19 protein-coding genes are annotated in these 18,716 nt (G+C 68.7%); 8 read left to right on the forward strand and 11 right to left on the reverse strand.

Annotated elements, in window-relative coordinates; all coding sequences use genetic code 11:
- Positions 1–240 precede the first annotated feature (240 nt).
- Positions 241–4,194, forward strand: a complete 3,954-nt coding sequence (locus GUI43_RS34185) for an nSTAND1 domain-containing NTPase (protein WP_211326618.1) — start codon at positions 241–243, stop codon at positions 4,192–4,194.
- 200 nt (positions 4,195–4,394) lie between these two features.
- The gene (locus GUI43_RS00600; protein ID WP_170158633.1) at positions 4,395–4,847 is read left to right on the forward strand and encodes a peptidoglycan-binding domain-containing protein; all 453 of its coding nucleotides are present in this window, start codon (positions 4,395–4,397) and stop codon (positions 4,845–4,847) included.
- Positions 4,848–4,952: 105 nt separating this feature from the next.
- Here GUI43_RS00600 and GUI43_RS00605 read toward each other — a convergent pair whose 3' ends face one another.
- The 6 genes from GUI43_RS00605 to ybiA form a co-directional block, all read right to left on the reverse strand.
- Positions 4,953–5,624 carry an acetoacetate decarboxylase family protein gene (locus GUI43_RS00605; protein ID WP_225855281.1) on the reverse strand — a complete coding sequence of 224 codons (672 nt, stop codon included), beginning with the start codon at positions 5,622–5,624 and terminating at the stop codon, positions 4,953–4,955.
- Positions 5,625–5,771: 147 nt separating this feature from the next.
- Positions 5,772–7,247 (reverse strand): RICIN domain-containing protein, encoded by a 1,476-nt coding sequence (locus tag GUI43_RS00610; RefSeq protein ID WP_249037605.1) that lies wholly within the window; start codon positions 7,245–7,247, stop codon positions 5,772–5,774.
- Positions 7,248–7,276: 29 nt separating this feature from the next.
- On the reverse strand, positions 7,277–8,716 hold the full coding sequence (locus tag GUI43_RS00615; RefSeq protein WP_112697415.1) for a glycoside hydrolase family 43 protein: 1,440 nt from the start codon (positions 8,714–8,716) through the stop codon (positions 7,277–7,279).
- A gap of 36 nt (positions 8,717–8,752) precedes the next feature.
- The gene (locus GUI43_RS00620) at positions 8,753–10,150 is read right to left on the reverse strand and encodes a family 43 glycosylhydrolase (protein WP_211326619.1); all 1,398 of its coding nucleotides are present in this window, start codon (positions 10,148–10,150) and stop codon (positions 8,753–8,755) included.
- A 290-nt stretch (positions 10,151–10,440) separates the two neighbouring features.
- Positions 10,441–10,968, reverse strand: coding sequence for an HAD domain-containing protein (locus GUI43_RS00625; RefSeq protein WP_112697417.1), 528 nt, complete (start codon positions 10,966–10,968; stop codon positions 10,441–10,443).
- On the reverse strand, positions 10,965–11,549 hold the full coding sequence (gene ybiA / locus GUI43_RS00630) for a riboflavin biosynthesis intermediates N-glycosidase (protein ID WP_112697419.1): 585 nt from the start codon (positions 11,547–11,549) through the stop codon (positions 10,965–10,967). The genes GUI43_RS00625 and ybiA overlap by 4 nt, the downstream gene beginning before the upstream one ends.
- Before the next feature lie 159 nt (positions 11,550–11,708).
- Here ybiA and GUI43_RS00635 point away from each other — a divergent pair, with 159 nt between their 5' ends.
- Both GUI43_RS00635 and GUI43_RS00640 read left to right on the forward strand, forming a co-directional pair.
- Complete coding sequence (locus GUI43_RS00635) at positions 11,709–12,242, forward strand: DUF6817 domain-containing protein (RefSeq protein WP_112697421.1); 534 nt, start codon at positions 11,709–11,711, stop codon at positions 12,240–12,242.
- A gap of 47 nt (positions 12,243–12,289) precedes the next feature.
- Complete coding sequence (locus GUI43_RS00640) at positions 12,290–12,406, forward strand: adenylyltransferase/cytidyltransferase family protein (protein ID WP_112697423.1); 117 nt, start codon at positions 12,290–12,292, stop codon at positions 12,404–12,406.
- Here GUI43_RS00640 and GUI43_RS00645 read toward each other — a convergent pair.
- On the reverse strand, positions 12,383–13,237 hold the full coding sequence (locus GUI43_RS00645; protein ID WP_112697425.1) for an ATP-grasp domain-containing protein: 855 nt from the start codon (positions 13,235–13,237) through the stop codon (positions 12,383–12,385). The genes GUI43_RS00640 and GUI43_RS00645 overlap by 24 nt on opposite strands.
- A gap of 101 nt (positions 13,238–13,338) precedes the next feature.
- Between GUI43_RS00645 and GUI43_RS00650 the strand changes: the two genes are divergently transcribed.
- The gene (locus GUI43_RS00650) at positions 13,339–13,938 is read left to right on the forward strand and encodes a GNAT family N-acetyltransferase (RefSeq protein ID WP_112697427.1); all 600 of its coding nucleotides are present in this window, start codon (positions 13,339–13,341) and stop codon (positions 13,936–13,938) included.
- Positions 13,939–13,955: 17 nt separating this feature from the next.
- On the opposite strand, the gene GUI43_RS00655 is transcribed toward GUI43_RS00650, so the two are convergent.
- Together GUI43_RS00655 and GUI43_RS00660 are read right to left on the reverse strand one after the other, a co-directional pair.
- A complete protein-coding gene (locus GUI43_RS00655) occupies positions 13,956–14,831 on the reverse strand; it encodes an endonuclease/exonuclease/phosphatase family protein (RefSeq protein WP_112697429.1) in 876 nt (291 codons plus the stop codon).
- Positions 14,832–14,981: 150 nt separating this feature from the next.
- On the reverse strand, positions 14,982–15,575 hold the full coding sequence (locus tag GUI43_RS00660; RefSeq protein ID WP_112733191.1) for a mycothiol-dependent nitroreductase Rv2466c family protein: 594 nt from the start codon (positions 15,573–15,575) through the stop codon (positions 14,982–14,984).
- A 72-nt stretch (positions 15,576–15,647) separates the two neighbouring features.
- Between GUI43_RS00660 and GUI43_RS00665 the strand changes: the two genes are divergently transcribed.
- The 3 genes from GUI43_RS00665 (at position 15,648) to GUI43_RS00675 (ending at position 17,444) form a co-directional block, all read left to right on the forward strand.
- Positions 15,648–16,175: a MarR family winged helix-turn-helix transcriptional regulator gene (locus tag GUI43_RS00665; RefSeq protein WP_112697433.1), complete on the forward strand. Its 528-nt coding sequence runs from the start codon at positions 15,648–15,650 to the stop codon at positions 16,173–16,175.
- Between the two features lie 44 nt (positions 16,176–16,219).
- Positions 16,220–16,750: a GNAT family N-acetyltransferase gene (locus GUI43_RS00670; RefSeq protein WP_112583481.1), complete on the forward strand. Its 531-nt coding sequence runs from the start codon at positions 16,220–16,222 to the stop codon at positions 16,748–16,750.
- A gap of 91 nt (positions 16,751–16,841) precedes the next feature.
- Entirely contained in the window at positions 16,842–17,444 is a 603-nt protein-coding gene (locus GUI43_RS00675; RefSeq protein ID WP_112583478.1) for a GNAT family N-acetyltransferase, read from the forward strand.
- 30 nt (positions 17,445–17,474) lie between these two features.
- Here GUI43_RS00675 and GUI43_RS00680 read toward each other — a convergent pair whose 3' ends face one another.
- Both GUI43_RS00680 and GUI43_RS00685 read right to left on the reverse strand, forming a co-directional pair.
- The gene (locus tag GUI43_RS00680) at positions 17,475–17,675 is read right to left on the reverse strand and encodes an SUKH-4 family immunity protein (RefSeq protein ID WP_249037606.1); all 201 of its coding nucleotides are present in this window, start codon (positions 17,673–17,675) and stop codon (positions 17,475–17,477) included.
- Between the two features lie 24 nt (positions 17,676–17,699).
- On the reverse strand, positions 17,700–18,707 hold the full coding sequence (locus GUI43_RS00685; RefSeq protein ID WP_112697435.1) for a hypothetical protein: 1,008 nt from the start codon (positions 18,705–18,707) through the stop codon (positions 17,700–17,702).
- Positions 18,708–18,716: the final 9 nt, after the last annotated feature.

An 18,716-nucleotide genomic window follows, 5' to 3' on the forward strand; every position in this document is an offset into this window, starting at 1 on the left:
CTTCGCGCGTCGGGCAGCCCGATTCGCGGGAACGGCAGGCGGGTCGGTCTCGGTCTCGGTGTCGGCCGCTGTCGGGGTGTCGGCAGCCACCGCGGGGTCGTCTTGGGCGGGCTCAGGCTCCGGCATCGGGTTCTCCTTGGATCTGGTGGGGTCCTACGGGCCATCGATGGCCGCCGGGACGCGGACTGATCGACGCCGGGGTGTGCTCCTTGACGGTAGCGCAACGCCAGGGCCAGGCGAGTGTTCCCCCGCTCGGATGGGACGGTCGTTACCTGCTGCCTGCCGGCGCGGACCGAACCCCAGGCCGCAACCGCATCGCCGGAACTGGATACTTCTTCTGGCCCGAACCGAAGGGCGCCCGTGCCGAAGCTCGCCATGGTCGCGCGGCGAGAGTTACGGCCCAGTATGCGGAGGTGGGTGGGTATTGGGCCGTCCGGAAAAGCCCGTGGACCCGGCGGCAGGCCCGGTGCAACGGTTGGCGTGGCAGCTGCGACAGTTGCGGGAGCACGCGGGCAACCCGAGCTATCGGCTCCTGGCTCGGCGCGCGCACTACTCGGCAAGCACGTTGGCGGACGCGGCGAAGGTGACCGGCTGCCGTCGTTGGAGGTGACGCTCGGGTACGTCCAGGCCTGTGGCGGCGACCCGGCCGAGTGGCGGGCACGGTGGTCGGCCATCGCCGAAGCGGCGGTCGCCTCCGGTACCGCCGAGACCACCGCGCAGCGCTGCCCGTATCAAGGGCTGACGGCATTCCAGCCCGAGCAGGCGGAGCTGTTCTTCGGCCGTAGGGAGTTGGTCGAACGGCTGCTGGCACGGGTCGATCGGCGGTGCCTGACCGCGGTTGTCGGGGCTTCCGGAAGCGGCAAGTCCTCGTTGCTGCGCGCCGGTCTGCTGGGAGCCATCGCCGCCGACCGTGGGCTCGCGCAGCGGTGGCAGACCATGTTGTTGACGCCGACCGAACGCCCGCTGGAGGCGTTGGCCGCCGAGGTCGCGAAGGTGACCGGCCAGGATGCCCCAGAGATCCGGAAGGACCTGGCGGCGGATCCCGCGGCGCTCGACATCGCGGTGCGCAGCGCACTGGCCGGCGGCCCGCCGCAGGCCCGCGCGCTGCTGGTGGTGGACCAGTTCGAGGAGGTGTTCACACTCTGCCCCGACAATGCGGAACGCCGCCGGTTCGTCGAGGCGCTGCTGGACGCCGCGCACGGGCCCGACCGCCGCACCGCTGTGGTGCTCGGGGTACGCGCCGACTTCCTCGCCCACCTCATGCAGTACCCGAACCTCGCCGCAGCGCTGGACGACGAGGCGTACCTCCTGGTGCGGCCGGTGAGCTCCACCGACCTGCGGGAGATCATCATCCGACCCGCCGCCCAGGTCGGCATGGCCGTCGAAGCCGACCTGGTCAGCACGGTGCTCGCCGATGCCGCCGACGAGCCGGGCGCGTTGCCGCTCGTCTCGCACGCGCTCCTCGAGACGTGGCAGCGACGCACCGGGGAGACCCTCACCCTGACGGCCTATCAGGCGAGCGGCGGTATGCGCGGGGCAATCGCCCAGACTGCCGAGCGGGCCTATGGCGACTTCGGGTCAGCCGAGCAACAAGCCGCTCGCCGGGTCTTCCTACGGCTCACCGCATTGGGCGACGGCACCGAGGACACCCGGCGGCGCATCACGCGTACCGAACTCGACGGTATCGCCGACGAGGCTGTCACTGCCCGAGTTCTGGACAAGCTGGCCGAATCCCGTCTGGTGGTCATGGGCGACGGCACGGTGGAGGTGGCCCATGAGGCACTCATCCGGGCCTGGCCGCGGCTACACCGATGGCTGACCGATGGCCGCGCGAACCTGCTGATCCACCGGCGACTCACCGAAGCCGCGCACACCTGGGCGACGCTCCACCGTGATGCCGGAGCCCTGTACCGGGGAACCCAACTCCTGGGCGCGCAAGCCCTGGCCGAGGACCATCCGGAGGAGCTCAACGAACTCGAAAGCTCGTTCCTGCACGCCAGCTCCGCTCTCGCCGAATCCGAGCAGAACGCCGCCCGGCGTCAGGCCCGCCTGTTCAAGCGCTTCGTGGCAGGCATATCCACGCTGCTCGTCCTCGCCCTGTTGGGTGGCGGCGTCGCGGTACGACAACGCCAGGACACCCGCCGACAGCAGGTGGCCACGCTCTCCGGTGAACTGTCGCTGCAAGCCCGATCCCTGCTCGCCACCGATTCCGAGCTGGCCGGCCTGCTGGCCGTCGAGGCCGACCACCTCAACTCGAACACCGAGACCCAGGGCAGTGTGCTCAGCGCGGCTGCCGCGCCCCGCCGCACCGAGCTCAACGTCGGCGGGCCGTCCATCTACACGGTCGCGTTCAACCCGGACCATTCCCTGTTGGCCTCCGCGGCCGGCGACGGCACCATCGGATTGTGGGACCCCGCACGCGGTGCGCGGCTCGCCACCCTCTCCGGCCACACCGGTCGGACCGCCGACCTGGCCTTCGCCGACCACGGAAGGCTGCTCGCCTCCGTCGGGATCGACAGGTCCATCATCATCTGGGACGTAGCGACGCGCCAACAGACGACCCGGTTGACGGAGAGCAACCTCGGGTCGGGGATGGCCTTCAGCCCCGACGGGACCAAGCTCGCCGTCGGTCTCACCGGCGGCCCCGGCACCGACGCGAACGCCGGCCGTGCCGGCGACATCGCCCTCTACGATCTGCGGACCACAACTCGCACCCTGCTCCGCGAGCACCGGAGTCCGGTCAGATCGCTCACGTTCAGCCACGACGGCACGATCCTCGTCTCCAGCGACGGGGTGGAGCACCCGGCCGCTTGGCGTGTGGCGACCGGCGTGCTGTTCGCCAGACTGCCCGCCGAGCATGTCTTCTCGGTCGCCTTCGGTCCCTCGGGGTATGTCCTCGCGGGTTCCGCCGACGACCGCGGGGTGTACCTGTGGGATCTTGCGAGCGGCCAGCCCGTCCGCCTTCCGCCGCTACCGCTGGCCGGCCGCTACGCATGGACGATCTCCGCGCCCACCGACAGCATGCTCGCCGTGGCCGACGAGAACGGCGCGATCACCATCTGGGACGTGCGACGCCGCGAGTCCCTGCAGACCTTTCAGGACCGGGGCCGCACCGAGACGGTGTCCGTCGCCCTGAGCCGGGACGGGGCGATGCTCGCCTCCGCCGGCTTCAACGGAACCATCGTGCTCCACAATTTGGCGGATGCCCCGTTCAGCGGTTTCGCAGCCCAGGTCAAAGACCTGAAGATCAGCCCGGACGGCAGCCGTGTCGCCTCGGCGGGCAGCGACGGCACGGTCCGTCTCTGGGACACCGACGGTAGACACGTGGCTGCCCTCGCCGGGCACGCAGACGAGGTGCAGGCCGTCGCGTTCAGCCCCGACGGGCTCCGGCTCGCCGCCGTGACCCGGAACAACATCATCACGATCTGGGATCTCCAACGTCGACGGCACGCCACCCGACCGATCGTGTCCAAGGGAATCGGTGCCTCCACGGACGTCGCCTTCGATCCTGGTGGCCGTCTCGTCGCAGCCGCCACGCTCGGCCCCTTCATCTGGGACGTCGGCGACATCAACGACCCGACCGACATCACGGCCAGGTTCCCGACGCAGATCGTCACGTCGCTGGCCTTCAGCCCGGACGGCCGCCGCCTCCTGGGCGCGAGCGTCGGCGGCTTCGTCAACACGTGGGACGTCACCACCGGCAAACTTCTCAGCCGAGTGAAAAGCCAGCAGGGCACAGTGCAGGACATCGCGATCAGCCCGGACGGAGCTCTGCTCGCGACCGCCGGCGACAGCCGTACCGTCAAGCTCTGGGACGCCGCGACCGGCAGCGAACTCGCCATTCTGCACGGCCACACCGCGCCCGTCCAGGTTCTTGCCTTCAGCCGCGACGGCCGCAGGATCGCGTCCGCTGGCGACGACCGCACCATCGCCGTCTGGGACACCGCCACCCAGCAACGCGTTGCGACCCTCAGCGGCCACGGCGCGAGAGTCCGCGGGCTCGCCTTCACTGCCGCCGGAACTCTCATCTCCGGCGCCGAGGACGGCCGAATCATCCGCTGGTCGTTCGATCTCCGCGCCGCCAGGGCCCAGATCTGCGCCACGGCCGGCCGTGAGCTGACCCGGCAGGAGTGGGCGACACACATCCCATCAGAACCGTACAAGCCCTCCTGCGGCACACCGCCGAATCGCTGACTGAGCCGCGCAGACGTCCGAAGAATTGTCCGACGTTGTTTGTCCGGTGCCGCCGCCCTGTCGGACAACCTCGCCCCGCACCAGCCTGACTCCAGGACACAAGCCTTGCGGTGGGTGTCCGCCGAGGAGTCCGACCACCCGGGGAGCAGCCCGACGGGGGCCCCGGGCAGTCGGACGACACTGCGATGAAGGAGAACTCAATGAAGCGGATGGCAACACTAATCGCATTGCTCATGACCGTGCTCGCGGGCACGCTCGTCACCGCCAGCCCCGCCCACGCTCGCAGTCAACCGGAATGCGAGTCCTACGACGTCGTCAGCAACCAGGCGGGTTATCGGGTTGCCGCGCCGGTCGGCAAGTACGGCGTCCTGCCGTGCTCGCTGGTCTGGGGCGACGGCGGGCCGGGCACGGTGGCCCTCCAGTGGGCCCTGAACGACTGCTACCTCGCACCCGCCGGCAAGACGCTGCTCAGCGATGACGGGGCGTTCGGTCAACTGACCTTCAACGCGCTGAAGTTCGCCCAGAGCAAGGCGGGCATCAGCGCGGACGGCCAGTTCGGGCCGCAGTCACGCGCCTCCCTGAAGTTCCCCGCCTACACGGGCGGAACCTACGGAACCCCTACCTGTGCCCGCCTCGGCCGTCCACTGCCGTAGCTGCCGCTGCGTGGGCCACGCCGGCGGTGACAGCGCAAACGCTGTCACCGCCGGCTCGCCGATCCCACACTGCCGTTCGTCGCGGAGACCTTCAGAGGTACGGGCTCAGTCGAGTACCGACTCGCCGCCCGGGTAGGCGAACGACGCGCGTGGTGAGTAGAAGCCCCAGACGATCTCCAGCGGATCGGCCGGACGCAGCGCGTACACCGGATGGTCGGGCTCGAGGAACTCCAGCGACTCGACCTCGAACGGGTCGACCGGCTCCGCCACGAAGGGGTAGTTGCCGCTGAGCAGCCTGCCGTCGAGCCGGGTGAGGTAGCGCAGCTGGCCCCGGTTGACGGCGTCGCCGGTGCGCCCGACGCGGGCCGTCGTCCTGATCACGGGCACGCCGTCCGCCTCGGTGGTCGCGATCAGCCGTTGCCCCCGTACCTCGATAGTGGTCCTTCCCGGCGAGGCCGGCACGCCCCGGGCGGTGGCGTACGCCCGGACAACCGGGCTGGAGTTGACGTACTGCGTCCACCAGCGGCCGGGCGTGACACCGTCGGGGGCGTCGACCCCGGAGAGGTCCGGACCGATGTACGTCAGGGAGTAGGCGCCGAAGCCAGAGGTCTGCCCGTCGTCGTCGACGACGTACTGGTTCATGAAGACCTGGTGGTTCGGTGCCGGCCGGAGCCCGTCGGGCACCAGGGCGGCCACCGCGTCGGGGTCGGCCGGCAGCCAACCGAAGTAGATCATTCTGCTGTTCACGACGAGCTGCGGAGCGACGATTTCGGTCACGAGGGGTCCTTCCGCTGGGCATCGGTCCGTAGTCGCGACGCTACGGAGCCGCCCGCCGCCCGGACAACGACGGATTGCCGACATGCAACCCGTCGTTGTCCGGCTCGGGAAGGCCACGGTGAATCGGCCGTCAGGTCGGAGCGACCGTCAGACGGCCGTGCGGGACCACTGCTGGTTGGTGCCGGAGTTGCACGAATACTGCTTGAGGACCACTCCGTCCGCTGTCGCCGCGGCCGGCACGTCCACGCACTTGTTGCTGTGTCGTGCCCGGAGCTGGAAGTAACCGCCGTTGGCGACCATCTGGAACTGCTGGTTGGTGCCGGTGCCACAGGTGTACTGGACGAGCTCGGCGCCGTCGGCGGTCGATGCGCTCACCACGTCGAGGCACTTTCCGCTGTGCCGGCTGACGATGCGCCAGTAGCCGCTGCCGGCGTCCTGGAACTGCCACTGCTGCCACGCACCACCGCCGTACGTGTACTGGCCGACGCGCGCGCCGTTGTCGGTGTTCGGCTGCTGGACGTCCATGGCCTTGCCGCTGTGCCGCACGTCGATCCGGTAGAACGTCCCCGTCGATGGCGGGGGTGTCGTCGGGCCACCGCCGACGGTGTCGCCCCACGCGTACCGGATCCGGTCCGCGCCGGAGGTGTTACGGACCGTCAGGTTGAGGTCGGTGCCGCTGCCGCTGAGGGCGAACATCGAGTACCAGTCGTAGCCGATGGTGCCGGTCTTGCCGCCGAGGGCGGGCCAATAGGTGCCACCCATCTGGTTGTCCCGCATGACCTGGGCCATGGCCCGGATGTAGCGCACGAAGTTGTCGGTGCTGCCCGCGTCGGCGTAGTTGCGACCGTCGTTCATCGGTGCGCCGAACTCGGTCGCGACCGCGCGGGAGGCGCAGTTGCCGAGGCGCGCCTGGATGTGGCTGCGGAAGGCGTCGTAGGTCATCGCGCCGTAGAAGAAGGCGTAGTAGTGGAAGGACAGCAGCGTCGAGTTGAAGCGGCTGTCGTTGCAGATGTCGCGCAGGTCCTGGCTGAAGCCGGTGCCGCCGATCAGCACCCGGCCGGGCACCGCCGAGTAGTGGTAGCTGAGCCAGTTGGCGGCGACGTTGCGCCACTCCGCCGAGCTGTAGCCGTGCGGCTCGTTCATCGGCTCGAAGTAGACGTTGGTGTTCGTGCCGTACGTGTTGGTCACTGTGGACCACATCGCGTTCCACGCGGCGAGGTTCGTGATCCTGCCGCCGGAGGCGGCACCGTCCTCCCAGTAGGCGAGGATGACCTTGAAGCCGCGGGCGGTGGCCGCGTCGATGGCACCTCGGTACGCCTCCCACCAGGCCGTCCCCACCGTGTGGGTGTTGATGGGCAGTCGGATGGTGTTGACCCCCATGGTGGAGGCCATGTCGTCGTAGAGGGCATTGGCCTTGGCCCGCACGGTTGCGTTGCTGTCGGACATGCTCAGGCCCTGCACGACGAGCGGGCTGGTCTTGAAGTTGTCACCCAACATGGCCCAGTTCATGCCGCGGAACTGGTTGGTGGCGGCAGTGGCCGGCGACGACGCGACGGCGACTACGCCAACCATCGCCGTCAACGCGGCCACCAGGGCGCAGAGCACCCGTCGATGTAGTGCCACAGTCGAAACTCCTCGGAGAGGGACCAGGTTCAGCTGGTCACGCGGAAGGTGGCGTCGGCACGGCTCTGCGCGTCGGACACCGGGTCGAGTCGGAGCAGGTAGCTGTAGTGCCGGAGGTAGCGGTCCGGGTGGCTGTAGGACTGGAACGACGTCCACGACGAGTTGGCGAGGCCGGCGACCTGCCGAAAGGTGGCGTCGGCGGCGAAGGTGGCGGTGCCGTCGTTGGCTTCCAGCCGGAAGTCGTATCCGTAGTGGCGCAGGTAGTGGCCCGGGTAGTTGACCGACTGGATGGAGACGGTGCCGGAGCCGACCAGGCCGGGCACCAGCCGCCACTGGCCGTCCTGGGCAGGGCTGACGTTCGGGTCGATGCGGACGTCGTAGTCGTAGTGCCGCACGTACCGGTCCTGGAAGTTGTACGACTGGATCCGGTTGACCGCGGTGGCGGGCCAGCGGGTGAGCACCCGGTTCTGCTCGGCAGCGGTCAGGTTGAGGATCGAACCGTGCCGTTTCTTGGTGCCGCCCATCGCGTACGAGCCGGACGCCGGCAGGCGGTAGCTGCCCGGGCTCGATGGATCGGTGGTCAGGACCGGCAGGTAGCCGCGCCCGCTGGAGTACTGGTCGAGGTAGAGGAACCACTCGTTGCGGGTGTTCATTTTCATCCACATCGGGCCTTCGACCTGCGCGCCGGTCAGCCCGATGCCGGAGAGGTTTCCGAGGCTGGTCCAGGTGCCGAGGATGGAGTTGCTGCCTTCGATGGCGATCTGGCCGTCCCGGGAGGCCCGGACGTAGCGGTAGGCGCCGACTCCGGCCGGCACCTCGACGATCTGGGTGTCGATGATCTCCTGGTTTCCCGGCCGGTTGACGTAGGGCTGCGGTGTGGTGACGCTGCGGAAGTTCGCCGTGCGCGCGTAGTAGATGCGGTGCTTGGTCGCGCCGTTGAGCGGGACGTTCGTCGCCCAGTAGAGGACGTAGTCGCCGGTGGCCGGGTTCCAGATCGCCTCGGGCGCCCAGGCGTTGCGTCCGTCTGGAATTGCGCTGGCGACGTTCAGCAGCCACGGCGCCGACCAGTTGACCAGGTCGGTGGACTCCCACACGACGAGGTTGCGGCTGCCGTTGTTGATCGCGGTCGACCAGTCCTGACCGCAGCCGATGCACAGGTCGGTGGCGATGATCCAGTACCGGTCGCCGGCCGGCGAGCGGACCAGGGCGGGGTCGCGGACGCCGCGGGTGCCGACTGTGGACCGCAGCACGAGCCCACCGTTGTTGAGGTCGGTCCAGCGTAGGCCGTCGGTGCTGTGGGCGAAGTAGATCTGCTGGTCGGTCGACGACTCGCCGGTGAAGTGCGCCATCAGGTAGCCGACGGTCGGGTCGAGCGCGGCCGCCTCCTTCGGCGTCGCCGCCGACCAGGTGGTGAACAGCAGGCTCGCGGCCACCGCAACCGCGCAGAGCCGGGCGAGGACTCTCGACATGTGTCTCTCTCCTTCGCGCAGGGGCTTACCAGTCAGCTAGAGCGTCGGCACAACGGGCCGGATGGTGCCGTCGGTGCTGAACTCCATCCGGTCGATGGCGGTCTCGCGGTTGGTGCCGTTGCCGGTCGGTACGGCGAAGCGGTGGTAGGCGATGTGCCAGGTGTCGCTGCCGGGTGCCCGGGCCACGGAGTGGTGACCGGTGCCCTTGATGCCGACGTCGAGGCGTTTCTGCAGCACCACGCCGCGCCTTGTCCAGGGCCCGAGGGGTGAGGAGCCGGTGGCGTAGGCGACCCGGTAGTCCTCGCTGCGGGTGTCGTTCTCGGACCACATGAAGTAGTACAGGCCGTTGCGCTTGAACACGAACGGCGCCTCGTTGTAGCCCGACGGGGTGATGACCCGCGCCTGCGTCGCTTCGAAGGAGACCATGTCGGCGTTCAACCGCACCGCCCGCGCGACACCCTGTCCCCAGTACAGGTAGGACTGGCCGTCGTCGTCGGTGAACACCATCGGGTCGATCGTCTGTCCGCCGGAGAACTGGTCGCTGCGGATCAGCGGCCGGCCCAGCGCGTCGCGGAACGGCCCGGTGGGGCTGTCGGCCACCGCCACGCCCAGCTGTTTGGCGGTGTTGCCGCTGGCCGCGCCGCCGCTGAAGTACAGGTAGTAGCGGCCGTTGGCGGCGGCCACCGCCGGCGCCCAGGCCGAGTTGTCCGCCCAGGAGACGTCCGGACCGTGGTCGAGGATCACGCCGTGGTCGGTCCAGTTGACCAGGTCGGTCGAGGAGAACGCCTTGTAGTAGGTGCCGGCCCAGCTCGCGTAGCCGTCGGTGGTCGGGTACAGGTAGTAGCGGCCGTTGAACACCGTGAGGTGCGGGTCGGCGAAGAGGCCCGGAATCACCGGGCCCTTGGTGGTCCTGGGCGCCCAGGGAGCGACGAGGCGGAAGGCGCTGTCCGCACGGAACACGGCCGTGTCCTGGTAGGCGTCGAGCCAGAGTGCGAAGTCGCGGTGTCGGATCCGCCGGCTCGGGTAGTTGTACGAGGCGAGCGCCACCGATCCGCTGACCGAACCCTCCACGGCACAGAAGGTGGCGTCGGCCCGGAACGCCGCGTCACCGGTGTTCGGATCGACCCGGAGCCGGTAGTCGCGGTGCCGCAGGAACATGCCCGTCCTGGTCTGCAACGAGTAGCAGGTCGGCGACGCCAGACCGTTGACCACCGTGAAGGTGGCGTCGAGCTTGGTCTGGTTGCCGCTGCTCGAGGTGACCGGGTCGAGTTGACCGAGATAGTCGATGTGTCGCACGTACCGTCCGGCCTGGTTGACCGCCTCCAGCGAGACCGCGCCGGTCGGCAGCGTGGCGGCATGCGCCGGCCGGTCGGCCACCACCAGGACAGCTGCGGCGGCCACGGCGGAGAGCAAGAGGAGGGCACGTAGACGCATCGTCGATGCTCCCGACCGGATCACCATCCCGCCCCTCTCGCAAGATCGTCTATGTTAGCGTTAACAAGAGCAGGCGGTATCCGGGCTCAGGCTTGGGCGGCCTTGGCGACGGGGTGGAGTGTCCACACGCCGTGCCCCTGGCGCGTCACACGACCACAGGCACAATGTGTTCGGTTCGTTAAGTTCGCGTTGCGGACAAGTGTTAGCGATCGCATCTACGAGTGTCAAGGGATCGACCGCGGCCGCTCCCCCGCGACCCCGGTCACGCCACCCGTCATCCACAGTCCCGGTCAGACCGTGCCATCACCGTCCTGAAGCCATCGATGGATGGCGGCGAAGTCCGCCTCGGTCAGGCCCGTGTACGGGTCAACGCGGTGCAGCAGCGCCCGCGCCGGGTGGTGAGCCCTCACCCATCGGCGGTCGGCGTCGGTGATCTCGTCGTCAAACCACACGAAGGGGCCTCCTGCTGCCCACTGGGTCAGGAACGCGGTCTTCCAGTGCAGGCCACGCCCCGTCCCCTCGTCGTCGTCCGGCCAATCGACGACGGGCAGGTCCGGAAGCCCGAGCCGGGGGGAGACGACCTCGTTCGCCTCCGCCATCCACGTCGTTGCCCAGACCAACTCGCCCTCCAAGGCGAGCAGCCGACGACCGTCATCCGGGTTGAGACGATCAAGGAGGGGATTGCCGGTGTTTTCCGTCTGCCGCTTGGCGGTGCCGCCCGACGGACTTCTCTGGCCAACCGGTCGGGCCTTGAACGGGATCAGTGGTCCGTCCACATCAAGGAAGATGACCGGACGTCCGGCGAAGCCGGGAGTCACGCCGGAACCGTCCCCTGCCGACCTTGATCCTCGAGCGCCTCACGCACCTGCATGAGCGCGAAGCCCAGCAGGTTGAGCCCTCGCCAACAGGCGGGGTCGCCAGCAGCCGGATCGTCGCGGTTCAGGCCGATGCCCCAGATCCGGTCGACCGGGCTGGCCTCCACGAGGACTCGCAGCCCGGTAGCCAGCAGAAACGCCCGGAGCGCGGGGTGCTGATCGAATTTCGCGAGGTTGCCGGCCACCACGATCGCGAAGCGGTGTTCACTCCAGGTCTGCTGATCGAAACCCGCGACGCGTCCTCCCAGCACCTTCGCGGCGTGGGGATGCGGCGCGGCGAGGATCTGTTTCGCCATCGCGCGGTCGCCGAACAGGGTGGCCTTGCGCCACATCATGTAGTGCTCCGCAGTGGCGAACCGCGTGTCGTCGGCGGTGAACGGCGCCGGCCACCACTGACTCAGGCAGCCTGCGCCGACACCACCGTCACGTTCGGGCTGGTGCCCCCAGAAGAACAGGAATTTGACCTGATGACCCTGTGCCTGCGCAGCGGCCAGATCCGCGACGCTACGAACCGATGACAGCATGATGGTGAGTGTGTGGCACCGGGGCTCGGCGTGCCCCGCATTTTCGACCGCGACGACGTGCTCGCGGCCGCCGCGACGCCGGGCATGCCCACAGCGCTGTGACATATTGCCCACGTCCGGCGGCAATCGAACCCGACGGCCGATACCTACAGTCGGACCATGACCATCGACGACGGCGTGCGGGTCTGGCTCCGCCGGCAGGGAGCTGAGCAGATCGCCCATCCCGGAGGCAACCTGTACGTCCACCTATGTCGAGTCAGCGAACGACTCGCCGTGCTCGGCTGCGCCCGTGACGTGCAAGCAGCGGGCCTCACCCACGCCGCCTACGGGACCGACGGGTTCGACGTCACCCTGGTTGATCGGGCCGATCGTGCGGTGCTGCGGGATCTCGTTGGCGCCGACGCCGAGGAGCTCGTCTATCTGTACGGCGCCTGCGACCGTGGACGCAGCTGGCAGCAGCTGGTGAGGACCGGTGAGGTGTTCGACCGCTTCACACGTCAGGTGCGGACGCCCGGTGAGACTCAACTTCGGTCGCTCGTGGACCTGAGCATCGTCAACGAGTTGGACGTCATCGAGCACGATCCTGCGGTGGCAGACCGGCACGGGGCCTACTTCCGGAAGCTGTTCGCGTCGTGGGCCCCGATCGCCTCGGAGCAGGTCATCAGCGATGCGCAGCGGGTCCTGCGGCAGTGACACCCGAATCGTCGCGTCCGACAGCACGGGCCTCCGGCCGCGTACGGGTGCGAGCCGTCTACCCCGGCAGCTTCGATCCCGTCACTGCAGGGCATGTGAATGTGGTCAGCCGGGCACGCGCTCTCTTCGACGTGCGCACGCTAGGGGCGCGGCGGGCCGAGTAGGGCGGCGATCATCGCTTCGGGCTCGATGGTGGTTGGTCGATCGCTGACCTGCCCGTCGCCGAGTTCGATGACCCGCCACACTCCGTCCGCGCGTAGGGCGAGGTCCACGGTGACGAAGGGCAGGCCCAGCCCGGCGATCATCGGCGCGAGCGACTCCAGGTCGACCTCGACCGAAGGGCGCTCGTTCGGGCTGTCCGGATGAGGGCCGATCAGGACACAGCCGCCGTTGACCCACCAGGTGCGTACCTCGGCGGAGGTGAACCGCTCGAAGCGGCGCAGCACGAACCCGCCCACGAAGTCGTCCTCGCGCAACTCCAGGAACCGGCTCGCCACTCTCCAGACGGCCACCGCGTCATCGAGCTCGGGGATGAAGGCCGCGTCGTCCCAGTAGTGCTTCATCGACTTGGTGTAGTCACGAAGTACCGCCGGTCCTGCCCCAAGCGCAACGCGCGCCTGGTCAAGATCCGCCTGATCCGAGCCCCGGGTCCACACCGACGCCGGAGTGACCGCCGCCAGCGCCGCGTACCAGCCGGGCAGCTCATGTGCCCGCCGATACTGCTCGCCACTGGTTCTCAACACCACACCGCGCTCGGCGAGGGCCTCGGCGAACGCCGCGTACCGCTCGCTGCGCAGCATCCAACCGCGATAGACCGCCGCACCGGTGCCCGAGACTGAGGCCACCGCCTGGTGTACGTCACCGCCCCGCGCCACGGCGTCGTGGTCGACCACCGCAACCTGGAACCCGGCAGCACGGGCCGCCTCAGCCTCGGCCGCGAAGTGCTCGTCCGGGCGGCGTGGGCGCAGCGGGTTCGCGGGAACGATCAGGATCACGCTCGTATCCTGCCCGAACTCATGCCTGCGCCTCGAACCCGTATCCGGCCAACGACCGGAAACCGGTTGCCTGTCGCCGGGGTCGCGCCGACGATCAGTCGATGCCCAGTGACCAGGCGACCCCCGACTTCTCAATCAAGCCCACCCTCACCGGTGAGCGAGTGATCCTGCGTCCCTTCGTCGACGACGACCTGGACACCTTCCGAACGGCGGTGGCCGATCCCGAGGTGGTCCGGCTGACCGGCAGCCCGGCCGACGACACTCTCGACGAGGAGCGGATGCTTTCCTGGTACGGCAGCCGCAACGCGCAGACCGACCGACTCGACCTGGCGGTCGTGGACCGCGCCACCGGGGCCTGCGTCGGCGAGGTGGTCCTCAACGACTGGGACCCCGTCAACCGGAACTGCAACTTCCGCACCCTGCTCACCGCCGCCGGCCGCGACCGCGGCTTGGGCACCGAGGCGGTACGCCTGATCGTCGGCCACGGTTTCGAGAGGCTCGGCCTGCACCGCATCTCGCTGGAGGTGTTCGCCTTCAACCCCCGGGCCCGGCGGGTGTACGAGAAGGTCGGCTTCGTTGCCGAGGGTGTGCTGCGGCAGGTCCTGCGCGACGGCGGCGACTGGGTTGACGCCACGGTGATGTCGATCCTCGCGCCCGAGTGGGCGGCGCACCGGGGACGTCCCGAGCGCCGAGGCTCGTAGCCGGCGGGCCGGAGGCGTCAGCTCTGGATGGAGAAGGTGGAGACGACACCGTTGTGGTCGGACCTGGTGCCACCGACGATGTCGTAGTCGGTCATCCACATCAGCTGGTGTTCGGGCAGCCGCTTCCAGAAGTAGACGTAGTCGATGTGCCGGTTGCCGTGCGTCCCGGTGCCCTTTTCGCCGTACAGGTTGTAGTTGGAGCGCAGATTCGGCAGCTCGTTGGCCTCGAAGACCTGCCACGGGAACTTCGCGTACCCGTAGCTCCGGTCGGCGCTGAAGTCGACGTTGAGGTCTCCGCTCACGATGACCTGGCCCTCGTCCTGCTTGTCGACCGCCAGTTCCTTGAGACCCTGGAACTGCGCCTCGGCGCACCTGGTGCGCGGCAGGTCCTCCGGCCGGCCGGCGGTTTCGATGCTGGCCACCGCGTGGGCGTTGATGTGGGTCACGTTGCGGCCACTGGTCTTGTGCCGGTACTTGACCCAGTTGTTGTACCGCGCGGGCGGCACCTCGCCCGGCCCGTTGGTGTCACAGACGAAGATCGAGCCCTTGTCGAGTACGTCGAACATGCTCTTCTTGGCGATCAACGCCTCGCCGGCCTGGTTGGTGCCGCCCGGCGCGTACAACCACCAGCCGTTGTCGGCGGCCCAGCTCGCCAGGAACGCCTTTCGGGCACCGACCTCGTTGAGACCGACGAGGTCGGCCTTGGACGCGATCAGGTTCAGGTCGTGCACGAAGTCGGCCTGGCTCAGCCCGTAGTAGATGTTCAGCGTGGCCGCCTTGAAGCCCACGCTTGCGGCAGCGGCTGGTGCCGCCGGCAGCAGGGCCGCCACCAGCGCGACCGCGCCCGCGAGAGCGCCCAGAGCGCGGGTCGACCAGTCCGTTGTGCTGCGCATCGATTTTCCTCCGCCTTGACGCCGACGGTGGCCGGCCAACGGACACTATCGATTCGAGTCGACGCGACGCCGAACATCCGGTGACGAAGCATCGACAGACCTGGGTCGACCAGTGCGGGGTAATCATTCCCCCCAGCGGCGGTGGTGGGGCTACGCGAAGGTGAGGCCGTCGGACCGGGCGCGTTTGAGCTCGGAGAAAGCCCGGCAGCCGGCGAGCAGGCGAGCGCCGTCGAAGACGCGGACGGCCTCCTCGCCACGAGGGATCGAGGTCAGCACGGGGCCGAAGAAGGCCACGTCGTCGACGACGACCGTCGGGGTGCCGAGGTCCTCGCCCACCAGTTGCTGTGCGTGGGCGGTGCTCGCCCGCATCTGCGGGTCGAGGTCGCTGCGGTGGGCGGCGTCGGCCAGGTCGGCGGGGAGGCCGGCCTCGGCCAGGGCCAACGGGACGACGGTGTCGAAGTCCTTGTCGCCGGCGTCGTGGATCCGGCGGCCGAGCGCCGGGTACAGCCGTGCGAGGGCGGCGGAGCCGTGTTGCGCGGCGGCCGCCACACACACCCTGGCCGGCCCCCACGCCCGGTCGTTGAATTCGCGATACCAGGGCTCCAGGTCACGATGCTCGTTGATCACCGCGAGGCTCATCACCTCGAACCGCAGGGTGAGCGGCCGCATCTTCGCGACCTCCATGAGCCAGCGGGAGGTGATCCAGGCGAACGGGCAGGACGGATCCACGTACGCCGTGACCACCGGAGCTGATGCTTGAGGCGAGTTGTCTTCCACGGAAGACAACTTATCTTCCCCGGAAGGTAAGGTGCAACAGTGGATGACGACCGGATCGCCGACATCGTTGGCCAGTGGGGTCGCGAGCGACCAGACCTCGACCCCAGCCCGTTGCTGATCATCGGTCGCATCCAACAGTTGGCCGCCGTACTCGATGAGGCCCTGCGGCCGCCGTTCGCCGCAGCGGACCTCGGCAACGGCGACTTCGACGTGCTCGCGGCGCTGCGTCGCGAGGGCGAGCCCTACACGCTCACGGCGGGCCAGCTGAGCCAGCGGATGCTCGTGACCACGGGAGCGGTGACCAAGCGGGTGGACCGTCTGATCGCCCGCGGCCTCGTGTCACGCTCGGTCTCCGCAGCCGACGCGCGCGGCAGGGTGGTCGGGCTGACGTCGACCGGCGTGGCGTTGACCGACCGGCTCATCGAGGAACATCTGGCCAACGAGGCGGCCATCCTTCGCGGCCTGACCGACAGCGACCGCAGAACACTTGAGCGCCTACTGGCGGCGATGAATCGGACCCTGACCTCCGGAGATTTTGGACCCGAGGGCGGGGACCACGACGGGTGATGCCCCCGGGCATGATCGGCCGATCCTCGGAATACCATTCGGGCATGGACGACACCACACGCGGCGTACGCATCAGACGCGGTGGCCCGGCCGACGCACCCGCCGTACTGGACATGCTCGACTCCGCGGTGGTCTGGATGAACGACCGCGGCAACACCGAGCAGTGGGGCACGACGCCGTTCTCGGAAAAACCCGAACGGGCCGCACAGGTCGATCGGTACCTGACCGAGAACCTCCCGTTCATCGCGGAAGTGGATGGGACACCGGCCGCAGCCCTGGTATTGGATTCCGGGCCTGATCCGCGGGCACCGATCGCGCCTGCGGAGGAACCCGAGCGCTACGTCCGCCTCCTGGTCTCCGACCGACGATTCGCCGGCCGGAAACTCGGGTCGGCCCTGTTGGCACACGCCGTCGAGGAAACCCGGCGAGCCGGCGTGCGGTTGCTACGGGTCGACTGCTGGGCGGGCAGCGGCGGCGAGTTGGTGGCGTATTACGAGCGCAACGGGTTCACTCCCACCGATACCTTCCTGGCCGGGACCTGGCCGGGGCAGGTGCTGGCCCAGCGGGTCGATTGAGCCGTGCAGCCTCTGCTACCGAGCTTGGGGTGGGGCCATCGGACCAATAATCGGGCGTCTCGCCGGTGTGCGTCCACTAGCGTCCCGCCTCATGGAGAACACCACCGTACGCACTGAACGCCTCGAGCTTCGCCCGGTGCGAGACGCGGACGTCGACCGGATCCTGGAGTACCGCAATCTGCCGCAGGTCACGCGCTGGCTACTCCGCACGCAGGTCGACCCTGCGTCCTTCCGCACGGCATGGCGACGCGCGGCCGCAGACCCTGACGACCACAGCATGGCGGCCACGCTCGACGGCGTGGTGATCGGAACCGTCTCGCTCGACGTCGTCGACGGCATGGGCCAACCCGGCATGCCACCACGGACCGAGGCCGAGCTTGGCTACATCTTCGATCCGGCCTACGGCGGAAATGGGTACGCGACCGAGGCGGTAACCGCCGTGGTGGCGCACGCATTCGACCGGCTGGGCATTCGGAGAATCACCGCCGGCTGCTTCGCGGCCAACCTCGCCTCGGTGCGAATCCTCGAGAAGGTCGGCATGCGTCGTGAACAGCACGGCGTCGGCGATTCCTGGCACGCCGAACTGGGCTGGGTGGACGGCTACACCTACGCCCTCCTCGCCGAGGCATGGCATCGAGAGGCAGCACCGTCGGAGCAGCCGATCGCGTCCACACCGGCGCCGCGGGCGCGGTGAACCACCAGCGCATCCTCGACGGGGCTTGTGCTATCCCGGCCGGATCGGCCCCGGCGGGGCTAGCCGCTGGTGGGATCCAGCTGCTCGAAGGCCATGCTTCACCCGGTCCGTCGCGACGAGCCCTCCGAGTCGGTAGAGGAACTCGATGAACGCGGCGAAGGTCGCGTTGACCGTCTCGAAGTTGGGGGTCTCCAGGTCCAGCAACACGACGGCGCCGGTCAGCGCGGCCAACGGCATGAGCGTGCATCGGCTCAGCTACTGCATGATGGTGACCGGCGGGTGCTCCTGCACGGCGGCGCACTGATAGACCTGGAGTGTGTAGCCACGACCGATTTCCACCTGCGTCGGGGTGTGATCGACCGACTCGTCCTCCTCAGCGATGGGACGCCAGCTGCGGCTGTCGCCGTCCCATTCGTCGCTTGGGATGGTGAGAAGTGGTTCCAGCGGAGCGCCGCAGCACCGGAGCTCGTCAGGGCCCGCCGGGCTCCGAAAGGTGAAGAAGGCGGCCCAGCCACCGACCTTCCAACCGGGAGCGATTGACAGGTCGCCCCGGTAACTCGGTTGCTTCTCGTCCGGTGACTGGAGGAGCTCCCTCTCTCGGGAGATGATGCGTTCCGCCAGCTTGTCATCCAGCTCGTGATAAGCCGGGTACTCGGTGACCTGCTCTGGGTGCAGAACGCAAGGTTCCGGTACGTAACAGCCCTGACCGACGAAGGCCGGCTCGGGCGGGTTCATCAGCATGTTCCGCACGCTTGTGGATTGCCGCCACCGTAGGCGCACTGCCGACCGCGCATCCATGATTTCATCGAACGGGCACCACAGCACCTGAAGCATGTCTGTGCCAGGGGGACAGGGCAGATCAGGGACGTCCCGGGCGTAGAGCTGGGCGAGCGGGATGAGCGGCAGCGGCTCCACCGGCAGCAGGGCCGGGTCGTAACCGGAATCTACGCGGTCTACGACTACCTTCTCATCGGGAGTGAGCAGATTCGTTCCCGGCGACCTGGGCCGTTGCCACGCTGCGGCGAGGATACGCCGACGCGTGCGGACGTCCTCCAGCGTCGTCAACCCGTACGGCTCGTGCTCGTCTCCGCATCTTGGCCAGGCCTCGTCTTCCGGCCACAGCAAAGGCCCACCCACCGAGCTGTCATGCACGGCCGGGTCTCCTGGGCGGGGATGAAGGCGGGTGGCGGTCCTGGCCCTCGCTGCCAGTTCCGGGAACAACGAGACCACATCCAACGGACGCGGTGGGGTGGTGCGCGTCATGATTCACTC

It is taken from the genome of Micromonospora noduli (genome assembly GCF_003264365.1).
GTDB classification, from domain to species: domain Bacteria; phylum Actinomycetota; class Actinomycetes; order Mycobacteriales; family Micromonosporaceae; genus Micromonospora; species Micromonospora noduli.

Bases quoted from the DNA above. Each gene is read 5' to 3' on its own strand.
- ybiA (WP_112697419.1), bottom strand. From the start codon at position 11,549: ATGCTGTCATCGGTTCGTAGCGTCGCGGATCTGGCCGCTGCGCAGGCA.
- GUI43_RS00635 (WP_112697421.1), top strand. From the start codon at position 11,709: ATGACCATCGACGACGGCGTGCGGGTCTGGCTCCGCCGGCAGGGAGCT.
- GUI43_RS00600 (WP_170158633.1), top strand. From the start codon at position 4,395: ATGAAGCGGATGGCAACACTAATCGCATTGCTCATGACCGTGCTCGCG.
- GUI43_RS00620 (WP_211326619.1), bottom strand. From the start codon at position 10,150: ATGCGTCTACGTGCCCTCCTCTTGCTCTCCGCCGTGGCCGCCGCAGCT.
- GUI43_RS00615 (WP_112697415.1), bottom strand. From the start codon at position 8,716: ATGTCGAGAGTCCTCGCCCGGCTCTGCGCGGTTGCGGTGGCCGCGAGC.
- GUI43_RS00685 (WP_112697435.1), bottom strand. From the start codon at position 18,707: ATGACGCGCACCACCCCACCGCGTCCGTTGGATGTGGTCTCGTTGTTC.
- GUI43_RS00670 (WP_112583481.1), top strand. From the start codon at position 16,220: ATGGACGACACCACACGCGGCGTACGCATCAGACGCGGTGGCCCGGCC.
- GUI43_RS00650 (WP_112697427.1), top strand. From the start codon at position 13,339: ATGCCCAGTGACCAGGCGACCCCCGACTTCTCAATCAAGCCCACCCTC.
- GUI43_RS00675 (WP_112583478.1), top strand. From the start codon at position 16,842: ATGGAGAACACCACCGTACGCACTGAACGCCTCGAGCTTCGCCCGGTG.
- GUI43_RS00655 (WP_112697429.1), bottom strand. From the start codon at position 14,831: ATGCGCAGCACAACGGACTGGTCGACCCGCGCTCTGGGCGCTCTCGCG.